Genomic DNA, 24,245 nt, shown 5'->3' with positions numbered 1-24,245 from the left:
GCGGACTTACGTGTCCGCCACCGCCCACCGCCGTATCTCATCGCGTCCGGTGGCCCTCACCCCTCGGCGATGGCCGGAGTGCCGATCAACGGGTCCCTGGGCGCCGGCTCCGCGACGGCCGCCTCGACGGCCACGGGGACGGGTGCGGTCACCGGCTCGGCGGGCGAGTCGGACGGCCGGTCGGGCAGCAGGTCGACCACTGCCTGCCGGTGGGCCTCGCTGGTGGCGTCGTCGTACGGGTCCGGGGTGGCCGGTACCTGGAGGCGCAGGACGGGACCCGTGCCGAGGCGCACATAACCCCGGCCCGGCGGGACGTCCGGGGTCGGCGTGGTGTGCGGCTCGGCGCCGAGCACGGCCTCGATCTGCTCGCGCGACGCCGGGCCGAGGACGGCCCTGGCGCGGGTGTGGGTCCGCACGGTCTCGGTCAGGGTGTCGGTGCTGTCGAACTGGTCCGCCATGACCACCGTGACCCCGGCCGCCCTGCCGTGCCGGAGGGGTACCTGAAGCAGCTCCTGCGGGTCCGGTCTGCCGTCGGCGGCGGCCAGATGACCGAGGATGCTCGGCCGGTCCAGCAGGATCCAGAGCGGACGCTTGGTGTCCTCGGGGGCGGGGTGCCCGGCCTGGCGGGCCCGGTTGGCGGAGATCAGCCGCCGCTCCGTCTCGTGGGCCGCCCATTCGAGCGTCGCCAGCGCCCCGGCGAGTCCGCACTCCACGGCCAGCACTCCCGTACGCCCGGTCAGGCAGCCGTACTCGCCGGTCCCGCTGCCTTCGACGACGATGATGTCGCCGTGCTGGAGCGCCTGGAGCGCGATGGAACGCATCAGGGTGGTGGTGCCGCTGCCGGGCTGCCCGAGTACGAGCAGATGGGGCTCCGTCGAGCGGGCCCCGGTGCGCCAGACGACCGGCGGCGCGTCACGCGTGGCGTCGCCGTCCCGCACGGGCACGGTGCGCTGCACGGCGTCGGCGTCGGTGAAGCCCAGCACGGTCTCGCCGGGAGCGGTCACGAAGCGCTGGGCCGCGATCGAGACGGGCAGCGCGTCGAGCACGGTCATGACGAGGTTGTTGCTCTCCTCGTCCCAGGCGAAGTGGTATTCGCGGCCCCGGCCGGACTTGGCCTGGAGCAGCTGCTCGATCCGGGCGCGGGAGGCCGGCTCGCTGTCGGTGAAGTACGCGGGGTAGTTCACCTGGAGGCTGGTGAGACGCCCGTCGGCGTCGAAGGTGTGGCTGCCGAAACCCTTCTCCCAGTCGCCGCCGTGGGAGAACAGCGGACTGGGGTCGTCGGCCGTCGAGAAGTACGGGACGAGCGCCTCGTAGAGAGCCTGGAGGCGCCCGGTCTCCGCCTCGTCGGGGCCGGTCTTCGCGGGCGTACGGTCCCGCCCCTTCCATGCGGCAGCGCTCATCACCGTGATCACGGCCAGCAACGGCCCGTACGGGATGAGCGCCACCACGAGTACGCAGGCCGCGGCGAGGAACAGCGTGGGACCACGCCGGTCCTTGGCCGTCGCGGCCCACTTCTGCCGTCCTGCTGCGGCCAGCAGCCGCAGACCACGAACGATCGTGATCAGCGGATGGAGGACGTCGGTGGCACTGTCGGCGGCCGTGCGCGCGAACTCTCGACTGCGAGTGATCGATGCGCTGCCGCTGCTCAGAATGCGGGGGAGTGGTCGCCGGGCCACGTCGGTCTCCTGAAGGGGTGGGAACGGTCGCTGAGCGTCAGAACTTGATCCCGCCGAGCAGACCGGCGAGGCTCGCCCCGCCCGCCGTGATGCTCGGTGCGATGGCGGTGCCGGCCAGATAGAAGCCGAACAGGGCGCAGATCAGGGCGTGCGATGCCTTGAGGCCGTCCTTCTTGAAGAACAGAAAGACGATGATGCCGAGCAGTACGACGCCCGAGATGGAAAGGATCATGAGTCGTTCTCCTGGTTGAGGGGACAGTCACCATGAGTCCTTCCAGGATTACGGGAAGTATCTATACGATAAAAGGTGCAATTGAGTGAAAAGCTGACATTTTCACTTGACTGGCCGACAGGGAATGGCCGTCGGGGCCGAACACTTCGACGCTGCGTGACCGAAACGGGTCTCACGTGGTGATCTTTTGCCTCATACCGGCCGGGTCATGTCGGCGCGGGACCAGTACCCTGACGATTCACTCGTACGGCCCCACGCCGTACTCCCCAGCAGGTCAGCGGCAGAGACAACGGTTATGGAAGGCGGTACGTCCGATGAGCGAAACCCCCGATCCCGAGGTGGTCGAACTGGCTACCAAGGTCTTCGACCTGGCTCGCCGCGGTGAGACCGACGCGCTCGCCGCGTACGTCGACGCGGGCGTGCCCGCGAATCTCACCAACGACCGGGGTGATTCGCTGCTGATGCTCGCCGCCTATCACGGTCACGCCGAGGCGGTCACCGCCCTCGTCGGCCGTGGCGCAGACCCGGACCGGCCCAACGACCGGGGGCAGACCCCGCTCGCCGGCGCCGTCTTCAAGGGCGAGAAGGCCGTGATCGAGGCACTGCTCGCCGCAGGGGCCGATCCGGCCTCCGGCACGCCGTCCGCGCTCGACACCGCGCGCATGTTCGGCAAGGCCGACCTGCTGGAACTCTTCGGGGCCCGCTGACGTGATCGCGGAAGTGCCTGCCGGGGCGCTCTGCGGCGCACGCGCCGACCGGTCCGTCGTAAATGTGGTCGCGGTGGCGAAATGGCTGGGTCATCATGACGTCGCGGGTCCGCTCAGGACCACCGACGAGAGGCAGAGGAAGATGGTCTACACCAGGCAGAAGACGGCGGTCGGCCGATCATGTTGCTGCGCGGCTTAGTGCCCTCCCGGCACTTGGAACTGCACAGTCCCGGTTGCGTCGACAGCTTGATGTGAGGCTTTTCCCATGTTTGATCCGTTCATAGCGCCGAGCGGCACGCTGCTCGGCCTGCTGCAGAGGGGCCGCGGCGACGGCACGCTCCACGCGCTCGCCGCACCGCGCCCCGAGGCCCTGGCGGCTCTCAACCACTGTGTCCTGAGCGATCCGCGTCACGACTGGCAGGTGGAGAACCGCTCCCTCTACTACGCGCGCCTCTACCTCGATCTCGACGGCGGCATCGAAGAGATCGAACGGCACCTGACCGACCCCGAGGACCACCTCGACACCGACGACTCACGTACGGGCCTGGCCCTCGCGGTCCTCGGCCACCTCGCCTCGTACGGACGCGATGACGCCCTCGCGCTGCTGCGGCGCTACGCGGCGACCGGCTCGAACTGGGCCTGGGCGCTCGACGAGCTCGCCCTGCGCGACGACGACGCCGGGCTGCGCTCGCTCGCCGTGCCCGTACTCGGCCGCTTCCCCACCACCCCCGAGGGAACCGCCGAACTGGCCGCGGTCGTCCGCGACGCCTTCGAGCCCCGCCCCTGGCGGCTCTGGGCCGACGACCCGCGGGACGAGGTCGGCGCCCGGGTCAGGGCAGCCACCGAACAGGGCTCCTTCGACCGCTGGCAGCGCCAGATGCGACCCGGCGGCCCCCGCCCCGGCTGGAGCGTCCAGGCCGTGTTCGACTGGGCCCAGCAGGGACTGGAGCGCGGCAGCGTCCTCCACGTACCGGCGGCCCGCTGCCTCTCGGCCGTCGCCGGTCCCGACGACCGGCCACTGATCGTCGAGGCCGCCCGCAGCGGCCCCGAAGGCGCCCGCTGCGCCTCGCTCCACTACCTCGTCGAGGCCGGGGACCCCGCGGTTCTCGACCTGATCGAAGCCGCCGCAGCCGATCCCTCGCGGACCGTCTCCGAAGCCGCTGTCGGCGCCTTCGAGCGGATGTGCGGAGACGCAGCGGTGGACCGTGCCCGCCGATGGGCCCACCGGCCCGACGCGCTCGGAGCATCGGCCGCCGGTGTGCTCGCCTGCCGCGGCGGGGCACAGGACGCCCCGCTCGTCCTCGGCGCCCTGCGCGAGGCCGTACGCGGCGAGGGGCCCGACACCCAGCGGCTGTGGACCCTCGTCGACGGCACCGGCAGGCTCGGAATCGCCTGCGCCGCTCCCGTACTGCGCCACGTCTACCGCGAGACGTCCTCCTCGCACCTGCGCGGACGAGCAGCCCGCGCACTGGCCGCCACCGACCCCTCGTTCGCCACCGGATTCGCCGTCGAATGCCTGTGGGACTGCGAGGAAACCACCCGGGAAGTCGCCGCACTGCACGCGGAGACCGGTGACATCAGGGTCGCCGAACGCCTGCGGCGGCTGGCCGCGGACCCCGCCGAGGAGGCCGAGGTGCAGACGGCGGTACGCAGCAGGATCGGGCCCGACGCACCCGCCGTCTGACGGAGCACGGACGAGGACGGCGGGCGCGCCGGCGGGCGCTCGGCGCAGACGCCCGGGGGCGCTCGGCGCGAACGCTCAGGGGCGCGTGGCTCAAACGCTCATGGGACGTTCCCCGGGCGGAAAGATCCAAGTCGGCCCAGGAACGTCCGGCGCGGCGACAACACGGGTATGCGTGTCGTCATCGTCACCGAATCCTTCCCGCCCGATGTCAACGGCGTGGCCCACTGCACCCTCCAGACCGCACGGCATCTCGCCGCACGCGGTCACCAACCGCTCGTCATAGCCCCGGCCACGCCCGGGGCGACGGGATCCGCCAACAACCCGGCAGGGCCCGGCAGCCACGAGGACCGCGATCCGTGCCCCGTGGTTCGCGTCCCTTCCCTGCCGCTGCCCGGCTACCCACAGGTCCGGGTCGCCCTGCCCAGCCGCCGCCTCGCCGCCGCCCTCACCGCACACCGTGCCGAACTCGTCCACCTCGCCGGGCCCTTCGTGCTCGGGGTGCGGGGCATGGCGGTCGCCACCCGGCTCGGACTGCCGACCGTGGCCGTCTACCAGACCGACCTGGCCGGCTATGCCCGTACGTATCTGGGCACCGGCGAGAACACCGCCTGGCGCCGGATGCGCGCCGTCCACAGCGCCGCCGACCGCACCCTCGCCCCCTCCACCGCCGCCCTGCGCGACCTCACCGGACACGGCGTACCCCGCGTGCACCTGTGGCCGCGAGGAGTCGACACCGTACGGTTCCGGCCGGACCTGCGGGACGAGGAACTGCGCCGCAGCCTCGCCCCGGCGGGGGAGAAGCTCGTCGGGTACGTCGGACGGCTCGCCCCGGAGAAGTATGTCGAACTCCTCGCAGGGGCCTGCGCACTTCCCGGCGTCCGGGTCGTGGTCGTCGGCGACGGGCCGAGCGAGGCATCGCTGCGCTCGGCCCTGCCCGGCGCCGCCTTCCTCGGCCGCCGGACGGGTGACGACCTGGCCCGGATCTTCGCCTCCCTGGACGTCTTCGCGCACACCGGCCCGTACGAGACCTTCTGCCAGACCGTGCAGGAGGCCATGGCCTCCGGTGTGCCCGTGGTGGCTCCGGCGGCGGGAGGGCCCCTCGACCTCGTCGACCACGGTCGCACCGGCCTGCTGGTCACCCCGCACGACGCCGATGCGGTCCGCACCGCGGTCGCCTCTCTCGTCGCCGACCCCGCACGCGCGGAGACCTTCGGGCGGGCGGCGCGGGCCACGGTCGAGGGCCGCACCTGGGCGGCCGTCGGCGACCAGCTCCTGAACCACTACGACGAGGTGCTGCGCGACCGCACGGCGGTGGCCGCGTGAACGCCCCCGGGGGGCTGAGGATCGTACGGCTGGCCAACTTCGTCACGCCCGCGTCCGGTGGTCTGCGCACGGCCCTGGAGGAACTGGGCCGGGGCTACATCGCCGCCGGACACGAACCCGTACTGATCGTGCCGGGAGCCACCGCCCGCGACGAACGGACCCCGCAGGGCCGGGTGATCACGCTGCCGGGACCGGTCCTTCCCGGCACCGGCGGCTACCGCGTGCTGGCGGGCCGCCGACGCCTCACCGGCCTGCTGGAAACCCTGCGCCCCGACCGGCTGGAGGTGTCCGACCGCACGACACTGCGGTGGACGGGCGAGTGGGCGCGGCGAGCCAGGACCCCCGCCGTGATGGTCTCCCACGAGACGGCGGACGGGATCCTGCGCACCTGGGGCGTCCCCGCCGCGACGGCGGCGCGGACGGCCGACCGCCTCAACGTGTGCAGCGCCCGCGCCTACACGCGGATCGTCTGCACCACGCAGTGGGCGGAGCGCGAGTTCATCCGGATCGGCGCACGCAATGTGGTGCGCGCCCCGCTCGGCGTGGACCTGCGGCGCTGCCGCCCGGAGCGGCGCAGCACCGCGCTGCGCGCCAGGCATCTGCGCGGCGAGGACGTCCTGCTGCTCCTCTGCTCCCGGCTCTCGGTGGAGAAACGGCCGGGCCGGGCCCTGGACGCGCTGGCAGCGCTCCGGGGCCTCGGGATGCGGGCGGCGCTGCTCGTCGCCGGAGACGGGCCGCTACGGGCGGGGCTGGCCCTCCGCGCCCGGACCGCGGGCCTGCCGGTCGAGTTCCTGGGCCACGTGGCCGACCGGGAGCGGGTGGCGGACCTTCAGGCCGCGGCCGACATCTGTCTGGCACCGGGCCCCGCCGAGACGTTCGGCCTGTCGGCACTGGAGGCACTCGCCTGCGGCACCCCGGTGGTGGTGAGCGCCGCCTCCGCCCTGCCGGAGGTGGTCGGCGCCGCCGGACCGGCGGCGGCGGACACGGGCGAGGCGTTCGCCGCGGCGGTACGCGACCTGCTGGCCGTCCCGGAGAGGGAGCGCCGCGAGGCGGCCCGCTCCCGGGCCGAACTCTTCGGCTGGGACCGCTCGGTGGCCGCCTTCCTGGCGGCCCACGAGGTGCCGGAGCGTCACCGGGCCGCCGGGGCGCGGATATGAGAGGGCCGACCGGAACCGAAGCGGTCGGGAGCGGCGAGGCAGCGGGCCGCCAGGGGGCGGCAGGGACCGGCGTGTGCCTGCTGCGCGGTGCGGCGGTGGCCGGTGGCGGTCAGGCGGGGGTACGGGGCACGGGTCCCGCCATACGGTTCGTGGCGCTCGGGGACTCGTTCACCGAGGGGGTCGGGGATCCCGTGCCGGGCGGGCGGCGGGGCTGGGCGGCGCTGCTCGCCGAAGGGCTGGACGACGGGGTACGGGGCGTGGAGTTCCGTAACCTCGCCGTCAGCGGCGCCCTCTCCGGTGATGTCCGCGACAGCCAGGCCGCAGCGGCGGCGGCCTTCCGCCCCGACGTCGCATCCGTCGTCGTCGGCGTCAACGACACCCTGCGCCGCTCCTTCGACCTCACGAGCCTGGCGCGGCGGCTCGACGAGGTCTGCGGGCTCCTCGCCGCGGGCGGAGCCGTACTCCTGACGGCATGTCTGCCCGATCCCGGGTCCGTACTCGGGCTGCCTACCCCGCTGGCCCGCCCCCTGGCCCGGCGGCAGCGTGCGGTGAACGCCGTCGTGCACGCGCTCTCCGCGCGCTACGACGCCGTCCATCTGCACGCCGCGGACCGGAGCTGGGTAGAGAACCGTTCGCTGTGGAGCGCGGACCGCCTCCATCCCGGCGAGCGCGGACACCGCAGGGTCGCCGCCGGATTCCACCGGCTCCTCGACGAACGCGGGCTCGCCCTCGGCGCCCCGCCCGGCATCGAACCCCGGCAGCCGCCGCCCACCCGCGCCGCCGCCGCGTTGTGGCTGGCCACCGAGGGCACCGGCTGGGTGGCCCGCCGCTCCACCGACCTGCTGCCCCAACTGCTCCACCTGGCGGCGACGGAGATCCGTCACGCGGCGCGCGGCACGAGCGGCACCCTCGACCGGAAGGCCGAGCGCGAACTGGTCCGCGCGCTGGCCGTGCTGGAACCGCCCACGTACGACCGCGGCACCCCACCCCCGCACGCCCCGGCCACGCCGCCCTTTCCCGCGTCCGTACCCCGGGCCAGAATGGAGGGATGACTGGACGCTGGGAGTTCTGGATCGACCGTGGCGGCACCTTCACCGACGTGGTGGGCCGGGACCCCGAGGGCCATCTGATCAGCCATAAGCTCCTCTCCCACGACCCGGACCGCTACCGCGACGCCGCCGTCGCCGGGATCGGGCGCATGCTCGGCCTCCGGCCCGGAGACCCCGTCCCCGCCGACCGGGTCTCCGTGGTGAGGATGGGCACGACCGTCGCGACCAACGCACTCCTGGAGCGGACCGGTGAGCCGACCGTGCTCGTCATCACGGAAGGCTTCCGGGACGCGCTGAGGATCGCGTACCAGAACCGCCCGCGCCTCTTCGACCGCCACATCCTGCTCCCCGAGGCCGTGTACGAGCGAGTGATCGAGGTTCCGGAGCGGGTCGACGCGCGGGGCACGATCGTGAGAACCCTCGATCTCGCCGCGGTGACCGAGCGGCTGAGAGCCGCGAAGGACGACGGAATCAACAGCGCGGCGGTCGTGCTCATGCACGGCTACCGGCACCCCGGACACGAATCCGCCGTGGCGGAGGCGGCCCGCGGCCTGGGATTCACGCAGGTCAGCTGCTCCCACGAGGTCAGCCCGCTGATCAAGCTCGTGCCACGGGGCGACACCACCGTCGTTGACGCCTACCTCTCACCGATCCTGCGCCGGTACGTCGACGAGGTCGCGGGTGAACTCCGCGGCATCCGCCTGATGTTCATGCAGTCCAACGGCGGACTGCGCGAGGCCGCACACTTCCGCGGCAAGGACGCGGTGCTCTCCGGACCCGCCGGAGGCGTCGTCGGCATGGCCCGCACCTCCGAACAGGCCGGACACGACCGGGTCATCGGCTTCGACATGGGCGGCACGTCCACCGATGTGTCGCACTACGCGGGCGAGTTCGAGCGGGAGCTCGGCACCCAGGTGGCCGGTGTACGGATGCGCGCGCCCATGATGAGCATCCACACCGTCGCCGCGGGCGGAGGCTCCGTCCTGCACTTCGACGGCCGGCGCTACCGGGTCGGACCCGACTCCGCGGGCGCCGACCCCGGCCCCGCCTGCTACCGCCGCGGGGGACCCCTCACCGTCACGGATGCCAACGTGATGCTGGGCAGGGTCCAGCCCGCGCACTTCCCCGCCGTCTTCGGCCCCCGGGGCGACGAGCCGCTCGACACCGTGGCCGTGCGCGAACGCTTCGAGGCACTCGCCGGTGACGTGACGCGGGCCACCGGCACCCGGAGGACGGCGGCCCAGGTCGCGGCGGGCTTCCTGGAGATCGCCGTGCTGAACATGGCCAACGCCGTCAAGAAGATCTCCGTGCAGCGCGGGCACGACATCACGCGCTACGCCCTGGCCGCCTTCGGCGGAGCGGGCGGCCAGCACGCGTGCGCGGTCGCCGACGCTCTGGGCGTCGACACCGTCCTCGTACCCCCGTTCGCCGGAGTGCTCTCCGCGTACGGCATCGGCCTCGCCGACGCCACCGCGATGCGCGAGCAGTCCGTCGAGGCGGAACTCGATACGGAGTCCCTCGGCCGTCTGGAGACACTCTGCGAGGAACTGGCCGGCCGCACCCGGGCCGACCTCCACGCCGACGGCGTACCGGATTCCGCCGTCACCACCCGGGCACGCGTGCTCCTGCGCTACGGCGGGACGGACGCGAGCCTGCCCGTCGATCTCGGCACGGTGTCCGCCATGACCGAGGAGTTCCTCGCCGCGCACCGGGCACGCTACGGCTTCACGATGGACAAGCCGCTGGTCGTCGTGGCGGTCTCCGTGGAGGCGACCGGAGCGGCCGGACCGCACCGCACGGCCCACCCGGCCGAACCCGCGCACGGTACGCAGGGTCCGCAACCGCACGACACCGTACGGATGTTCACCGAAGGGCGATGGCAGGACGCCCGCCTGTACCGGCGTACGGAACTCCGTACGACGGACACCGTCACCGGCCCCGCGATCGTCGCCGAGAGCGATGCCACCACCGTCGTCGACCCCGGCTGGCAGGCGTCGGCCGGTCCCACCGGACACCTCGTGCTGACCCGGGTCCGCCCGCGCCCCGACCGGACGGCCGTGGGAACCGGCGTCGACCCGGTCATGCTGGAAGTGTTCAACAGCCTCTTCATGTCGATCGCCGAGCAGATGGGCGTACGCCTGGAGAACACCGCCCATTCCGTCAACATCAAGGAGCGGCTGGACTTCTCCTGCGCCGTCTTCGACGCCGACGGCAATCTCATCGCCAACGCCCCGCACATCCCTGTGCACCTCGGCTCGATGGGGGAGTCCATCAAGGAGGTGCTGCGGCGCAACAGGACCACGATGCGTCCAGGCGACGTGTACGCGATCAACGACCCGTACCACGGCGGCACCCACCTGCCCGATGTGACGGTCGTGACGCCCGTGTTCGACGAGCCGGCGGGGGAGAGCGGGCCGCGTTTCCTCGTGGCGTCGCGTGGCCACCACGCCGAGATCGGCGGCATCACCCCGGGCTCGATGCCCGCCTTCAGCCGCACGATCCACGAGGAAGGCGTCCTGTTCGACAACTGGCTGCTCGTACGCGACGGAAAACTCCGTGAGGCCGAGACGAGGGAACTGCTGACGTCCGCCGCCCACCCCTCGCGCGACCCCGACACCAACCTCGCCGATCTCCGGGCCCAGATCGCCGCCAACGAGAAGGGGATCACCGAACTGCGCCGCATGTCCGAACAGTTCGGAACAGCCGTCGTCGAGGCGTACATGCGTCACGTGCAGGACAACGCGGAGGAGTCGGTACGGCGCATCGTCGCCGGTCTGGACGACGGCTCGTACCGTTACGAGACCGACAACGGCGCGGTGATCGAGGTGACGCTGACCGTGGACCGCGAAGCCCGCAGCGCCGTCATCGACTTCGCGGGCACCTCGCCGCAGCAGCCCGGGAACTTCAACGCGCCGAAATCCGTGGTCATGGCCGCCGTCCTGTACGTCTTCAGGACGCTGGTCGCCGAGGACATCCCGCTCAACAGCGGCTGCCTCAAGCCCCTGGAGGTGAGGGTGCCCGAAGGGTCGATGCTGGCGCCCGTCCATCCGGCGGCGACCGTCGCGGGGAACGTGGAGACCTCCCAGGCCGTCACGGGAGCCCTCTACGCGGCGCTCGGCGTCCAGGCGGAGGGCTCGGGCACGATGAACAACCTCACCTTCGGCAACGACCGTGTCCAGTACTACGAGACCGTGGCCAGCGGCTCGGGCGCGGGCGACGGCTTCGACGGCACCGACGCCGTACAGACCCATATGACCAACTCCCGGCTCACCGACCCCGAAGTGCTGGAATGGCGCTACCCGGTGCTGCTGGAGAACTTCGGGGTACGGACGGACAGCGGCGGGGCCGGCCGATGGCACGGCGGACAGGGAGTGGAACGCCGCATCCGTTTCCTCGAACCCGTCACCGTCGCCCTGCTGTCGAGCCATCGCTGCGTGCCCCCGTACGGGATGGCCGGCGGCGGACCCGGCGCCCCGGGCAGCCAGCACATCGAGCGCGCCGACGGTACGACGGTGACCTCCCTGGAGGGCTGCGACACCGCCGACCTGGCCGCCGGGGACGTACTGGTCCTGCGCACACCGGGCGGTGGCGGATACGGGCAACCCACGGGACCGGAGACCGGCTGACCCGGGGGTCGTGCGTACCGGACGGACCGGCTGACCCGGGGGTCGTGGCTATCGGGCGGGCCTGGCCCGTGCGTACCGGACAGGCCCGGCCCGCGCGCCTCCGGCGGCTGCTGGGCGGTCGGTCGCTTCTGCGCCGTTTCGACCGTTGTCGGTGCGAGGACCTAATCTGTGCAGCGTGACTTCGCCTGCCTACACGGACAACGCTGCGCCCCAGCTCAGCGGGGGCCCGCGGCCCGCCCCGGGCCCCGCCGCCGATGAGGGGCTCTCGCGACGGCTGCGCGCGCTCGCCTGCACGGCGCCGCTGCACGACCTCGACGTGCGCAAGGCGAATCTCGCCGGTGAGTACACGGTCTACTCGATGGCCGAGATCGCCCTCGCCGCCATCGACGTGGTCACGCTCAACATGGACTTCGACACGGGCGCCGACCACGACCAGATAGTGGCCAGACTCCTGCCGCGGGTCGGGGCACAGGCCCCCCGGCGCCCGGTCGCCGAGCACGAGCGGGTCGCCCGCTGGGTGCTGGAGAACCTGATCAACGTCGGAAGCGTGGACCGCGGTTTCCGCGCGGTGTACGGCACCTTCGGAGCCGACGGGGTGTACGTCCGCAGGGACTACGACTTCAAGCTCATCGTGGAAGTCCCCGGGTACGGCGGCAGCGTCTATCTCCGTGCCACCGACGAGGCGGTCAACGTCCTGGTCGGCGCACTGGACACCGACGTCACCAGCGCGCAGATCGCCGCGGAGGTGAAGCTTGAGGTCCTGATCAGCCGGGGCCGTCTCGCCGACGCGCAGCTCGCCGCCGAGCAGGCCCGCTACCGCACCGTGCAGTACGCGGAAGTGCTCCGCAGGACCCTGGAGGCGACCCGGCGCAACGTGCGCGCCGTCGACTGGCTCAACACGGTCCCGGACATGATCGCCGAAGCGCTGGACCACGTCGCCGACCGCTACCGCCACGAGAACGCGATCCTCACCAACATCCGCAAGTCACGGGACGAGGCGGAGGACCCCGAGCACAAGCGCCGCGCCGCCGAGCTCGTCGACATCGTCAAGGACTGCATCCGCCGCCACACCCAGCTCCAGTCCAGGCTGCTGGAGGCCGGCCCGCTGTTCCGCGCCGAGCAGGACCGGCAGGCATTCGCCGCCCCGACGGCACGGGCGGGCCTCGATCTGTACGGGCAGCTGGTCACCCCGCTGCTTCCCCTCCCCGTCGAACAGGCCATCCGGGCCACGGACGCCTTCTTCGCCAACGGCACGGGTCTGCGTACACCCACGTCGGTACGGGTCGGGGACCTCGTCGACATGCTGCTCATGCCGCCCATGGAACGCGAGCACCTGGGCGCGGAAATGCCCGAACCGGACCTGATCGCCACCCCCGACGACAGCAGATTCAGCGAGGACCAGCTCGCGAACGCCATGGCGCTGCTCGATCTGGAGCACGACGCACCGCGCCGGCTCTCCGGCCTGCTGGCCGAGGCCCGGCGCGGCGATCCCGACCTGCCCTATCTGGTCGCCCTGCTCGCGGTCCACGCGGCGAGCCCGCCGGTCGGCACCGCCTACCGCCAGGGCGAACGGCGCCTGCTCTTCGCCGTGGACGACGGTACGGAGCTCGACGACCCGGAGTTCGGCGGCGCCGACCTGATAGTGGGCACCGCACTGCTGGACACCGCCGCCGCGACCGCGGACCGCAGGGAGGCGTCATGAGCACCCGCACCGAAGCGCGGCCGTACGCACCGAGCCCACGGGCCGACGGCCGCCACCCCTCCGAACCCCGGAGTTTCCGCAGTTTCCGTACCGAGGAGCCCCAACCGTGAGCGAGTACCACGCCGAGCACACCGACGCGTGGAGCGAGCCGGCAGACGCAGCCCCGGCGGCCGAGGCGAGCGCCCCCGCGCCCGTGACACCGGCCGACGCCGCCGACGCCGCGCGGCTCGTCTCCTTCGGTCTCCAGCCCAAGCTGCTGCCCGCCCGCGACGCCGAATACGCCGAACTGCTCCGCCGCTACCGGGAGGAACCCGCCTTCGCCCGGCTCGCCGACGCCGTGGCCACCGGGCTCGGGCTCATCGTCATGGAGGTGTCCACCCGCGCGGGGATGGCCGTCACCGCGGGTGAGGACTCGGTCTTCGCCGTGCGCATGGGCGACTACGCCCGGCGCGCCTCGTCCGACTCCGCCGACCGCTTCCTCCACGGCCTCGCCCACCTCGCCGTCGCCGCCATGGCCTTCCCGCGCCCCGAGGACCTCGCAGACAACGGATACATCGGCCGCATCACGGTCAACGGCGTCGACGCCTTCGTACGCCAGGCATGCCACCGGCTGGAGGAGCGGGCCGAGGAACACGGCGACAACACCGACCCGGCCACCGATGCCCCCGGTCTCGAAGCCGGGTGGCGGATCTACGCCCGGCGCAGCGCCACCGGCGCGACGAAGGACGCCCGGCGGCTGGCCGGATCCACCACAGGCATCATCGGCAAGGCCGTCGCCTTCCTCACCGACTCGGGCTTCCTCCAGCGCACCGGCGACGACGCCGGAGGTGCGTACCGCACCACCGCCCGCTACCAGCTCCAGGTCCGCGACATGGCGGGCAGCGCCGCGATGGCCGAACTGCTGGAGCTCGGAGTGGTCCCGGTCTCGGACGGCACCGCCACGCTGCTGCCCCCACCGGACACCGAAAGCCCCGAGCTGGCCGCCGACGAGGGCCTGCCCTTCCACGCCTGACCCGCCCGCGGGCCCGGCCACCACCGGCCCCCGCCCCCGACGTTTCCCTCCCGCTGCCTGACCGACGAGAGTCCGCCGCCATGTACGAGTTGTCCCGGGTCCGCCTCTACTCCATCGGGCCCGCCGGTGCGCGCTACGCCGACACCGTGCTTGACCTGCGCGGTGTCGGTGAGCCCGTACCCAACCCCGCCCCGGCCCAGGCGGAGTTCTTCGAGGACGAGCCGGTCGGCCCGCCGCGCCGCCCCGCGCCCGCCGGTGTGCTCTTCCTGGAGAACGGCGGCGGCAAGTCCGTCCTGCTGAAGCTGATCTTCTCCGTGATGCTGCCCGGCCACCGCAACACCCTGGGCGGCGCCAGCTCCGGCGTGCTGCGCAAGTTCCTCCTCGCCGACGACTGCGGCCATGTCGCGCTGGAGTGGCAGCACACCCTCACCGGTGAGTGCGTCGTCGTCGGCAAGGTCAGCGAGTGGCGCGGACGCCAGGTCTCCAGCGACCCCCGCAAGTTCGCCGAGGCGTGGTACTCCTTCCGCCCCGGACCCGGCCTCAGCCTCGACTCGCTGCCGGTCGCCGAGGCCACCGCGGTGGGCCGCCCCGCCGAGGGCGTCTCCGGCGCACGGGGCAGGCGCCGCACCATGAAGGGCTTCCGTGACGCCCTGACGGACGCCGGCAAGTTCTACCTGCACCTCGATGTGCACTGGGAGGAGATCCACGACCGGTGGAACGAGCACCTGGGAGACCTCGGACTCGACCCCGAACTCTTCCGCTACCAGCGCGAGATGAACGCCGACGAGGGAGAGGCCGCCGGCCTCTTCGCCGTCAAGAAGGACTCCGACTTCACCGACCTGCTGCTCCGCGCCGTCACCGACACCCGTGACACCGACGGTCTCGCCGACCTGGTCAGCGGCTTCGGCAACAAGCTGGGCCGCCGCGCCGAGCTCACCGCCGAGCGCGACTTCACCGCGGGCTCCGTCGACCTGCTCGGCCGGATCGTCGAGGCGGCCGGCGCCCGCGCCCGCAGCAGGGACGTCCACGCAGGCGCCGAACGGCGCACCCGCACCCTCGCCCGCAGGCTCTCCGCCCGCGCCTCCGTGGAACGCTCCCGCACCGGCGAGCTCGCCCAGCAGGTCACGGCCGCCGCCCACACCGTCACCGAGGCCGAAAGCGCCCGTGGCAGCCGCGCCCTGATCGCCGCCGAACTCGCCTACCGGCACGCCTCGCTGGCCCTGACCGCCGCCGAGAAGGGCGCAGCCGCCCAGCGCCGCGAACTGGCCGAGGCGCGCACCCTGCACTCCGCCTGGCAGGCCGCCGAAGCGGTGCTGCGCCACCGTGCCGCGGCCGACCGCTCCGCCAGGGTCGCCGTCGCCATCCGCGAGGCCGAGCGCGACGCGGCCCCGGCCCTCGCCGCACGGGCCACGGCCGCCGCCGATCTCGTACGAGCCCTGCACACCGCCGCCGAGGCGGGGGAGCGCGTGGCCAACGAGGAGGAGGAGCGCTCCGACGTCCTCCAGGCCACCGGCGAGCGCGCGCACCGCGACGCCACCACCGCCGCCACCGAGGCACAGCGGGCCCGCAGCGAGGCGGGCCACCTGCGCCAGCGCCTGGCGGAGGTCGAACAGGAGACGGCCGAAGCCGTACAGGCGGGCTGGCTCGACAACACGGCACCCGACGCGGACCCGGCACGCGCGGCCCTCGCCGCGAGCGAGTCGGAACAGGCGGCGGTCGCCGCCTGGGACACCGCCAGGGACGCGGCCGGGGCAGCCGCGGACCACGCCAGGGAAGCGGCGGCGACCGAGAGCCGCGCCGAACTCGCCGCCGCCCGGGCCTCCGACGGGGCGCAGGCGGCGGAACAGTCGTACGAGGCGGAGCTCAGGGCAGCCGAGTCGATCGCCGCCGACCACCGCCTCGCCGAGCTCCTCGGCCTCCCCTCGGCCCAGCCCACGGGCGTGCCGAGGCCCCGCCAGGGCGCCGGAGACGAAGCCACCGACCCGGCCGAGCCGCACGGTACCGGCACACAGGCCGCCCGGCCCGCCCCCGGCGACGCCGACCGTCCCGGCACATCAGGACCCGGCGGGCAGGTCGCCGTCGCCGAACCCGTCACCACCGGGCCCGCCCGCGCCACGGAACAGGCTCTCGGCGCCGAGGAGTTCGACGGCAGCGCCGACGAGCTGCGCGAGCTGCTCGACCAGGGCATCGCCGCCGCCGAGCGCAGGCTCTTCGAGCTCCGCACGGCCGCCGCCGACGACGCGCGGATCCTCGGCGCGCTCGGCGACGGCGGACTGCTGCCGCCGGGACCCGACGTCCTGGCCACCGTCGAATACCTCGGCGAGCACGGCATCCCCGCCCTGCCGGGCTGGCGCTACCTCGCCCAGGCCGTCGACCCCGCCGACCACGCGGCGGTCCTGGCGGCCCGCCCCGAACTGGTCGACGGCGTCGTGATCACCGACCCCGAATCCCACGCCCGCGCCCGGGACGTGCTGGGCGGCGCCGCCCTGCTGCCCCGCTCGGCGGTGGCCGTCGGTACGGCGGCGGCGCTCCTCGCCCCCGTCCCGGCACCCGGAACGGGCGACGCGACGGACGGGGTCTTCCTCGTCCCGCCGAACCCGGCGATGCACGACGAGCACGCGGCCGACGAGGAACGGCAGGCGCTCAGGCACCGGACCGGTGCCCGCGACGAGGACATCCGGACCCTGGCGGCCCGGCTCACCGCCGACCGCTCCCTCGCCGCCCGCATCGGCTCCTGGCGCTCCGACTGCCCGCCCGGCAGGCTCGCCGAACTGGCCGAGGCGGCCCGTACCGCCCGCACGGCCGCCGAAACCGCCCGGGCCGCCCTCGCGGAAGCCCGGACGGTCCGCGCCGAGGCCGACGAGGCCGCCGCCGACACCGGGCGCGTTCGTGACGAACGCCAGGAGGCCGCCCAGCGCGCCCGCCGGGCGGCCGACGCCCTCGCAGGACTGGCCCACCGCCTGCGCGAACGCGCCCGGTGGCAGACCCGGCTGAGGGAACTCGTCGAGGAGGCCGCCGAATCCGAGGCCCGCGCCACGACCCTCCTCGAACGGGCACGCGCCGCCGACGAGGACCGCCGCGCGGCCCAGCGCGCGGGCGACGACGCCCGCCGCACCGCCCGCGCCCTGCGCGCCGAACGGGCCGAGATCGCCGGTGCCCCGGACAAGCTCCCGGAGCCCGAGGGCGACACCGCCCGCGCCTCCCTGCCCGCGCTCCGCGAGGCGTACCGCGCGGCGTCGCAGCTCTACGAGAAGGTCGGCGTCGGCGCCGACCTGCGCGCCGAGCAGGCCCGCGCCGAGAGCGACGAGAGCGCGGCGCTCACCGAGCTCGACCGGCTCACCAACAAGGTCCGCACCCGCGCCGCCCAGCTCCTCGAAGGCACCGACGGCGCCGACGGCCCCTCCCGGCAGGCAGCGGCTGCCCGCGCCGAGTCCCTGGTCCAGCTACTGGAGACCCGGGCGTCCACGGCCAGCGAGCAGCTCGGCCGGCTCCGTGGCGAGGCCGAACGCCTCGCCCCCGTCGACGAGGAGCCCCACCACACGGAACTGCCGGACGAGCTGGTCCCGGCCGACGCCGAACAGGCGCAGCGCCTGCTCCGTACGGCCACGGGCGAACTGGCCTCCGCCACCGGCGCCCTGGACACCGCCCGGGCCGCCCACACCGAACTGCTCCACGCGCACCGCACCGCGGAGGACTCGGCCGGCGGCTTCGAGGAGACGGCGGCCCTCCTGCGCGACCTGCTCCGGGACCACGGCGCCGACGACGAGACCGAGGCCCCCGACCCGTATCCCGGCACCCTCGACGAGGCCCGGCAGTCCGCCGCCGAAGCCCGCCGGTCCCTGCGCGGCTGTGCCGGTGACCTGTCGGCAGCCGAGACCGCCGTACGGGAAGCGAGCGATGTGCTCGTACGGCACGCCAACTCCACCCGCTACGAGCAGGTCCGCACCCCCGCACGCCAGCAGATCCGGGAACTCCCCGCGGCGGCCCTGCCCGAGCACGCGGAGAAGTGGGCCGCCGCCTTCGCCCCCCGGCTCCGCGTCCTCACCGACGAGATGGCCCAGCTGGAGCGCAACCGCGACTCCATCGTCGACCGGCTGCGCGGACTCGTGGAGTCCGCCCTCGCCACCCTCCGCTCCGCACAGCGGCTCTCCCAGCTGCCGGAGGGACTTGGCGAGTGGTCGGGCCAGGAGTTCCTGCGGATCCGCTTCGAGGAACCGGACCAGGCCACCCTCACCGAACGGCTCGGCGAAGTCATCGACGAGGCGACTCACGCCGCCCTCAAGAAGAACTCCGATCTGCGCAGGGACGGCATGTCCCTGCTCCTGCGCGGTGTCCAGGCAGCCCTCGAACCCAAGGGCATCGCCGTGGAGATCCTCAAGCCGGACGCGGTGCTCCGCGCCGAACGGGTCCCGGTCGGACAGATGGGAGACGTCTTCTCCGGCGGCCAGCTGCTCACGGCTGCCATCGCCCTGTACTGCACGATGGCGGCGCTCCGCAGCAACGACCGTGGCCGGGACCGCCACCGGCACGCAGGCACGCTGTTCCTCGACAACCCCATCGGCCGCGCCAACGCCACCTACCTGCTGGAGCTCCAGCGTGCGGTGTCGGACGCGCTGGGTGTGCAGCTGCTCTACACGACCGGCCTGTTCGACACCACGGCCCTCGCCGAATTCCCGCTGGTCATCCGCCTCCGTAACGACGCGGACCTGCGGGCGGGGCTGAAGTACATCAGCGTGGAGGAGCACCTGCGGCCCGGACTGCCGCAGCAGGATCCGGACGCCGAGACGGTCCACGGCGAGATCACCGCGACGCGGATGTTCAAGCGCACCCCCCAGGCCGCCGAGGCGGCGGCCCAGGCACAGGCCGAACGGGCGGAAGCCGAGGCCCCGAAGGGCAGTGTGTAGCCCGTAGAACGGTCCTTGGAACACAGCCCGATAACCGGGGCACGGCGGCGGCCGGTCAGGCCCGGGACAGGCCGCTCGTGCCCCGGCGGCGTATCCGCGTGGCCTGCCGCGCCGCGGTCCTGGCGGTCCGCCGGGCCCGGCGCCGCTCACGGCGCATCTTCCGCGCCGTGCTGCTCGGCACGGACACCACACCGTTGCGCTGATTCCACACCTGCCGGGTGACCCACACATCCAGGACCGACCACGTCGCGACCACCGTGCTGCCCACACTGCTGAGCATCATCGGGAAGGCGAGCCAGGAGCCCGCCATGGTGCTCAGGAACGCCACCATGGCCTGGATGAGGGTCAGTGACGTGATGAGCACGGCACGCACCGCGGCCGTCCGCACCGGATCGGGCATGCGCCGCCGCACCGCGGGCTCCTCCACCCAGAGCTGAGACCGCTCCGACGACCGCTCGCCCCGATGCTCTTCCGTGTCCACGAACCTTCAACTCCCCACCGCTGTCCGACTTCAGGGTGGCTGCCCTGATTACGGCCGTTCTACGCGGGCCGAGTCGCCCGCCCTGCCGTACGCACCCATGTAGCCCCCTGCCCCGTACAGATGGACGAATGCCGGTCCGTGAAGATTCCCGCCGAAGGGGGTCATCGAGCCCCGAAGGTCACAGAACGAAGAATTCCAGCCAACTGAACACCCCGCGAATGTGGCAGTCCCCACGGCCTCAGCTGTCGCTTTCGCGAACTTCATCTCCGGGAATACCAGGACAACTCCTGATCAAGTCACGCCAGGGCGGCCGAAATTCGTCCGGACACGCCTTCGAGTTGTCTCGGTGTCAGTAGTAGGCTCGCGCCGTTTGTTGACGGATGTAACCACCCCCGCACCGCGGGGCCGAGCTGGGGGAGGCCATGCGCTTTCGCGGGAAGTCCATCCGCAGGAAGATCGTGGCGTTGCTGATGGTGCCGCTCGTCTCCCTCACCGGCCTCTGGGTCTTCGCCACCTACATCACGGGCCGTGAGGCCGGCGAACTCATGGGTGCCGGTTCGATCATGGAGAAGGTCGGTCACCCTCTGGAGGACACGGTCCGCGCCGTCCAGAGCGAACGACGCCAGACACTGATCTTCCTCGCCGACCCCCGGGCCTCCGACGCCCTGCCCCTCCTGCGCCGCCAACGCGCCGCCACCGACCGGGTCGTGGCCGACGTCAGGGCGAGCGCGCGGCAGAAGGACGTCCGCGACGCCCTGCGGCCGGACGCCGAGGACAGGCTCGACTCGATCCTCGGCGCCGTCGACGGCCTGGACGCCCTGCGGCAGTCGGTCGAGCGGCGCACCATCGACCGCGACCGGGCCCTGGACTTCTACAACCGGCTCGTCGACCCCTGCTACCGCTTCCTGAACGGTCTCCACACCATGGAGAACGTTTCCATGGACAAGCAGGTCCGGGCTCTCGTCGGGGTCTCCCGCGCACGCGAAATGCTCTCCCGCGAGGACGCGTTGATCGCCTCCGGACTCATCGCGGGCCGGCTCGACTCCGGAGAGCTGCGCGCCGCCTCCGACCTGGTCGCGAGCCGCGAGCTGTTGTACGAGGTGAACCTCGAACTCCTGCCCGCGTCCGAACGCCGCCGCATGGAGCACTACTGGGGGAGCCCCGACACCGAACCCCTGCGCAGCGCGGAGAAGACGCTCATCGGCGCAGGCCCCTTCAAGAGGCCGGGCAGCGTCGACGCGGAGCGGTGGCAGGAAGTGACCGAACCGGTCCTGAACCGGCTCGCCAACGACTCCACCGAGATGACCAACCGCTTCCAGGACCGCGCCGAACCGGCCGGCTACCGGGTACTGATCCAGGCGGGCGTCGCCGGTGTGCTCGGCTTCCTCGCGCTCCTCGTCTCGGTCTTCGTCTCCGTACGCATCGGCCGCGAGCTCGTCCGGGACCTCTCCCGGCTCCGCAAGGATGCCCACGAGGTGTCCGGAGTGCGGCTGCCGAGCGTGATGCGCAGGCTCGCCGCGGGCGAACAGGTGGACGTCGGGACCGAGGCCCCGCACCTCCAGTACGAGCGCGACGAGATCGGCCAGGTCGGCCAGGCCCTCAACACCCTCCAGCGGGCCGCGGTCGAGGCCGCGGTCAAACAGGCCGACATGCGCCGCGGTGTCTCCGAGGTCTTCGTGAACCTCGCCCGCCGCAACCAGGTCCTCCTGCACCGTCAGTTGACGCTCCTGGACACCATGGAGCGCCGCACCGAGAACAGCGACGAACTGGCCGACCTCTTCCGCCTCGACCACCTCACCACCCGCATGCGGCGGCACGCCGAGGGCCTCGTGATCCTCTCCGGAGCCGCCCCGTCCCGCCAGTGGCGCAAGCCGATCCAGCTGATGGACGTGGTGCGGGCGGCGGTCGCGGAGGTCGAGGACTACGAGCGGATCGAGGTCCGCCGGCTGCCGCGCATCGGTGTGGGCGGCCCCGCCGTGGCCGACCTCACCCATCTGATCGCCGAACTCCTCGAGAACGCCACCGTGTTCTCGCCCCCGCACACCGCGGTCCAGGTGCACGGCGAGCGCGTGGCCAACGGGTTCACCCTGGAGATCCACGACCGCGGCCTCGGTATGGCCCCCGAGGTCCTCCTGGACGCCAACCTCCGGCTCGCCGAGACCCCCGACTTCGAGCTCTCCGACACCGACCGGCTGGGCCTCTTCGTGGTCAGCCGGCTCGCCCAGCGGCAGAACGTACGCGTCTCCCTCCAGCGGTCCCCGTACGGGGGGACCACCGCCGTCGTGTTCATCCCGGCCGCGCTGCTGACGGACGCCCCGGACACGCACGGCACCGGATTCCGCCTCGACCGCAGGGCGGAACGGGCGATCGGCGACGGACGCCCCGGCATCGACGGGCCCGTCGGCGACGGGTCCCGCAAGGACGGTGTGCCGCAGGACGGCGTTCCCGGCAGCGGTACGAAGGAGGGCGGCCGTCCCGCCGTCCTGTCTCCGGTACCCACCGGCCTCGTAGGACCCTCCGTACTCGACGGACCCGTGGAGCTCGAAGGTCCGCTCGACACCCTGGGCTTCCCGCAGGTGACCGGCCGGGTCGACCCGGAGCTCGATCCGGCCCTCGCGCCCGTACTCGACGGCGTCTCCGACCTGGAGGACACCGAGAGCGAACGCGGCGGCATCTTCCGCGCACGGGACCTGCGCCGCGACGCGGACCGCGAACAGCACCAGCAGGCCGCCGACCAGACCGGCGGGCGCGAGGCCGACGTCCGCCCGATGCGTCCTGCCGGGCCGGTCCCCCTGCCCCGCCGCAAGCCCCCCACCCTGGTCACCGACCACGGCCGCCGGGTGGACGAGGACGGCCGCGCCCACCCCGCGGTCACCGGCCCCGACGCGTTCCCGTCACCCCCCGCGACCGCGGCGCGCCCGGCCGCCGAGGCCCCGGCGGCGGAACCCGTACGGGAGACCGTCGGCGGACTGCCCCGCCGGGTCAGGCAGGCGAGCCTCGCCCACCAGCTCCGGGAGGACTCCGCCCAGCGGACTCCCGCCCATACTCCCGCGGACGCGGCCGACGACCTCGAACGCGACGCGGACGAAGTACGCAATCGCATGGCTTCGCTACAGCGTGGCTGGCAGCGTGGCCGGCGCGAGAACGCCGAAGACGCGACCGGCCGCGGCGAGACAGCACCAGGAACCACTCCGGGAGGGGACGGTCCATGACCGCACCGAACGCCGCAGCACCCGACGCGAGCCGCCACGGCTCCGGCGCACTCAACTGGCTCCTCGACGAACTCGTCGAGCGCGTCGGCAGCATCCACAAGGCGCTGGTGCTCTCCAGCGACGGTCTCGCCACCGGCACGTCCAAGGATCTGACCCGCGAGGACAGCGAGCACCTGGCGGCGGTCGCCTCCGGCTTCCACAGCCTCGCCAAGGGCGTGGGCCGCCACTTCGACGCGGGCAGGGTGCGCCAGACCGTCGTCGAGCTCGACGACGCGTTCCTCTTCGTCACCGCGGCCGGCGACGGCAGCTGTCTCGCCGTACTGGCCCACTCGGACTCCGACGTGGGCCAGGTGGCGTACGAGATGACGCTGATGGTCAAGCGCGTGGGGGCCCACCTGGCCAACGCTCCCCGGACGACCGGTCTGCCCACCGGAGGGTGAGTGGATGGCATGAGCGCTGACACCTCCCGGGGCGCCGTCTCCGGACCTCCGGCCGCCTCCACCGCCCCCCAGTCCTCGCGTTGGTACGACGCCGACGCGGGACCGGTGGTCCGCCCGTACGCGATGACCCGGGGGCGTACCAGCAGCGCGTCCCGCCACCGCCTCGACCTGATCGCGATCGTCGTCCCCGAACCCGCGGCCGACGATCCAGGCCGGGACCAAACGCTCTCCCCGGAACACGTGGAGATCGTCGAACTCTGCAGTGACATGCCCCAGTCGATCGCGGAACTCGCGGCCGGGCTCGACCTTCCCGTAGGGGTGGTCCGGGTCCTCGTCGGCGATCTCGTCGAGGACGAGCTGGTGCACGTAACCCGTCCCGTTCCGCCGGCCGAGCTGCCGGACGTGAACATTCTTCGCGAGGTGATCAATGGCCTTCGGGCGCTCTAGCCGCAAAAGGCGGCCCGTTGAGCCCGTTACCCTGAAAATCCTGGTGGCGGGCGGCTTCGGCGTGGGCAAGACGACCCTGGTGGGCGCGGTCAGCGAGATCAGACCGCTGCGCACGGAAGAGAGGCTGAGCGAAGCGGGCCGTCCGGTGGACGACCTGGACGGCGTAGAGGCGAAGACCACCACCACGGTGGCGATGGACTTCGGCCGCATCACCCTGCGCGAGGACCTGGTGCTGTATCTGTTCGGCACACCGGGACAGGACCGCTTCTGGTTCCTGTGGGACGAGCTGTCCCAGGGCGCCCTGGGCGCCGTCGTCCTCGCGGACACACGACGGCTGGAGGACTGCTTCGCGGCGGTCGACTACTTCGAGCGCCGGGCGATCCCGTTCGCCGTGGCCGTCAACTGCTTCGAGGGCGCCGACCGGTTCCCCGTCGCGACGGTGCAGGCGGCGCTCGACCTCGACCCCGAGGTCCCGGTGCTCCTGTGCGACGCACGCGACCGCTCGTCCGTACGGGACGTGCTGGTCGCGGTGGTGGAGCACGCGATGGCCCGTGCCGACAGGCTCCGGGAACCCGCGACCACCTGACAGGCAC

The 24,245-nt window shown here is 72.9% G+C and carries 16 protein-coding genes; 13 read left to right on the top strand and 3 right to left on the bottom strand.

What is annotated here, in order from left to right; genetic code table 11:
- Positions 1-56: 56 nt before the first annotated feature.
- Positions 57-1,676 (bottom strand): hypothetical protein, encoded by a 1,620-nt coding sequence (locus ACWGO0_RS33045; protein WP_453543510.1) that lies wholly within the window; start codon positions 1,674-1,676, stop codon positions 57-59.
- Between the two features lie 37 nt (positions 1,677-1,713).
- The gene (locus tag ACWGO0_RS33040) at positions 1,714-1,908 is read right to left on the bottom strand and encodes a hypothetical protein (RefSeq protein WP_073722514.1); all 195 of its coding nucleotides are present in this window, start codon (positions 1,906-1,908) and stop codon (positions 1,714-1,716) included.
- Positions 1,909-2,222: 314 nt separating this feature from the next.
- Here ACWGO0_RS33040 and ACWGO0_RS33035 point away from each other — a divergent pair, with 314 nt between their 5' ends.
- From ACWGO0_RS33035 to ACWGO0_RS32995, 9 genes are all read left to right on the top strand, one after another.
- Positions 2,223-2,615 (top strand): ankyrin repeat domain-containing protein, encoded by a 393-nt coding sequence (locus ACWGO0_RS33035; protein ID WP_453543508.1) that lies wholly within the window; start codon positions 2,223-2,225, stop codon positions 2,613-2,615.
- 265 nt (positions 2,616-2,880) lie between these two features.
- A complete protein-coding gene (locus ACWGO0_RS33030) occupies positions 2,881-4,299 on the top strand; it encodes a HEAT repeat domain-containing protein (RefSeq protein WP_453543506.1) in 1,419 nt (472 codons plus the stop codon).
- Positions 4,300-4,467: 168 nt separating this feature from the next.
- A complete protein-coding gene (locus tag ACWGO0_RS33025) occupies positions 4,468-5,622 on the top strand; it encodes a glycosyltransferase family 4 protein (RefSeq protein WP_453543504.1) in 1,155 nt (384 codons plus the stop codon).
- Complete coding sequence (locus ACWGO0_RS33020; RefSeq protein ID WP_453543502.1) at positions 5,619-6,779, top strand: glycosyltransferase; 1,161 nt, start codon at positions 5,619-5,621, stop codon at positions 6,777-6,779. Before ACWGO0_RS33025 ends, ACWGO0_RS33020 begins: the two co-directional genes overlap by 4 nt.
- Complete coding sequence (locus tag ACWGO0_RS33015) at positions 6,776-7,831, top strand: SGNH/GDSL hydrolase family protein (RefSeq protein WP_453543500.1); 1,056 nt, start codon at positions 6,776-6,778, stop codon at positions 7,829-7,831. Before ACWGO0_RS33020 ends, ACWGO0_RS33015 begins: the two co-directional genes overlap by 4 nt.
- Positions 7,828-11,454 (top strand): hydantoinase B/oxoprolinase family protein, encoded by a 3,627-nt coding sequence (locus ACWGO0_RS33010; protein WP_453543498.1) that lies wholly within the window; start codon positions 7,828-7,830, stop codon positions 11,452-11,454. Before ACWGO0_RS33015 ends, ACWGO0_RS33010 begins: the two co-directional genes overlap by 4 nt.
- Before the next feature lie 175 nt (positions 11,455-11,629).
- Entirely contained in the window at positions 11,630-13,156 is a 1,527-nt protein-coding gene (locus tag ACWGO0_RS33005) for a hypothetical protein (RefSeq protein WP_453543496.1), read from the top strand.
- 106 nt (positions 13,157-13,262) lie between these two features.
- Entirely contained in the window at positions 13,263-14,168 is a 906-nt protein-coding gene (locus ACWGO0_RS33000) for a hypothetical protein (protein ID WP_453543494.1), read from the top strand.
- 80 nt (positions 14,169-14,248) lie between these two features.
- The gene (locus ACWGO0_RS32995; protein WP_453543492.1) at positions 14,249-19,072 is read left to right on the top strand and encodes a hypothetical protein; all 4,824 of its coding nucleotides are present in this window, start codon (positions 14,249-14,251) and stop codon (positions 19,070-19,072) included.
- Between the two features lie 55 nt (positions 19,073-19,127).
- Here the strand turns inward: ACWGO0_RS32995 and ACWGO0_RS32990 are convergent, their stop codons facing one another.
- Positions 19,128-19,553, bottom strand: coding sequence for a hypothetical protein (locus tag ACWGO0_RS32990; RefSeq protein ID WP_453543490.1), 426 nt, complete (start codon positions 19,551-19,553; stop codon positions 19,128-19,130).
- Positions 19,554-19,975: 422 nt separating this feature from the next.
- Here ACWGO0_RS32990 and ACWGO0_RS32985 point away from each other — a divergent pair, with 422 nt between their 5' ends.
- The 4 genes from ACWGO0_RS32985 to ACWGO0_RS32970 are packed head-to-tail and all read left to right on the top strand — an operon-like array spanning position 19,976 to position 24,238.
- Positions 19,976-22,765 (top strand): sensor histidine kinase, encoded by a 2,790-nt coding sequence (locus ACWGO0_RS32985; RefSeq protein ID WP_453543488.1) that lies wholly within the window; start codon positions 19,976-19,978, stop codon positions 22,763-22,765.
- The gene (locus ACWGO0_RS32980) at positions 22,762-23,205 is read left to right on the top strand and encodes a roadblock/LC7 domain-containing protein (RefSeq protein ID WP_453543486.1); all 444 of its coding nucleotides are present in this window, start codon (positions 22,762-22,764) and stop codon (positions 23,203-23,205) included. The genes ACWGO0_RS32985 and ACWGO0_RS32980 overlap by 4 nt, the downstream gene beginning before the upstream one ends.
- 9 nt (positions 23,206-23,214) lie before the next feature.
- On the top strand, positions 23,215-23,652 hold the full coding sequence (locus tag ACWGO0_RS32975; RefSeq protein WP_453543484.1) for a DUF742 domain-containing protein: 438 nt from the start codon (positions 23,215-23,217) through the stop codon (positions 23,650-23,652).
- Positions 23,633-24,238 (top strand): GTP-binding protein, encoded by a 606-nt coding sequence (locus ACWGO0_RS32970; RefSeq protein WP_453543482.1) that lies wholly within the window; start codon positions 23,633-23,635, stop codon positions 24,236-24,238. The genes ACWGO0_RS32975 and ACWGO0_RS32970 overlap by 20 nt, the downstream gene beginning before the upstream one ends.
- Positions 24,239-24,245: the final 7 nt, after the last annotated feature.

Source organism: Streptomyces sp. NPDC055749 (assembly GCF_053617235.1).
Note: the sequence above shows the minus strand (reverse complement) of the source record. Positions and strands in the feature narration are given on the sequence as shown.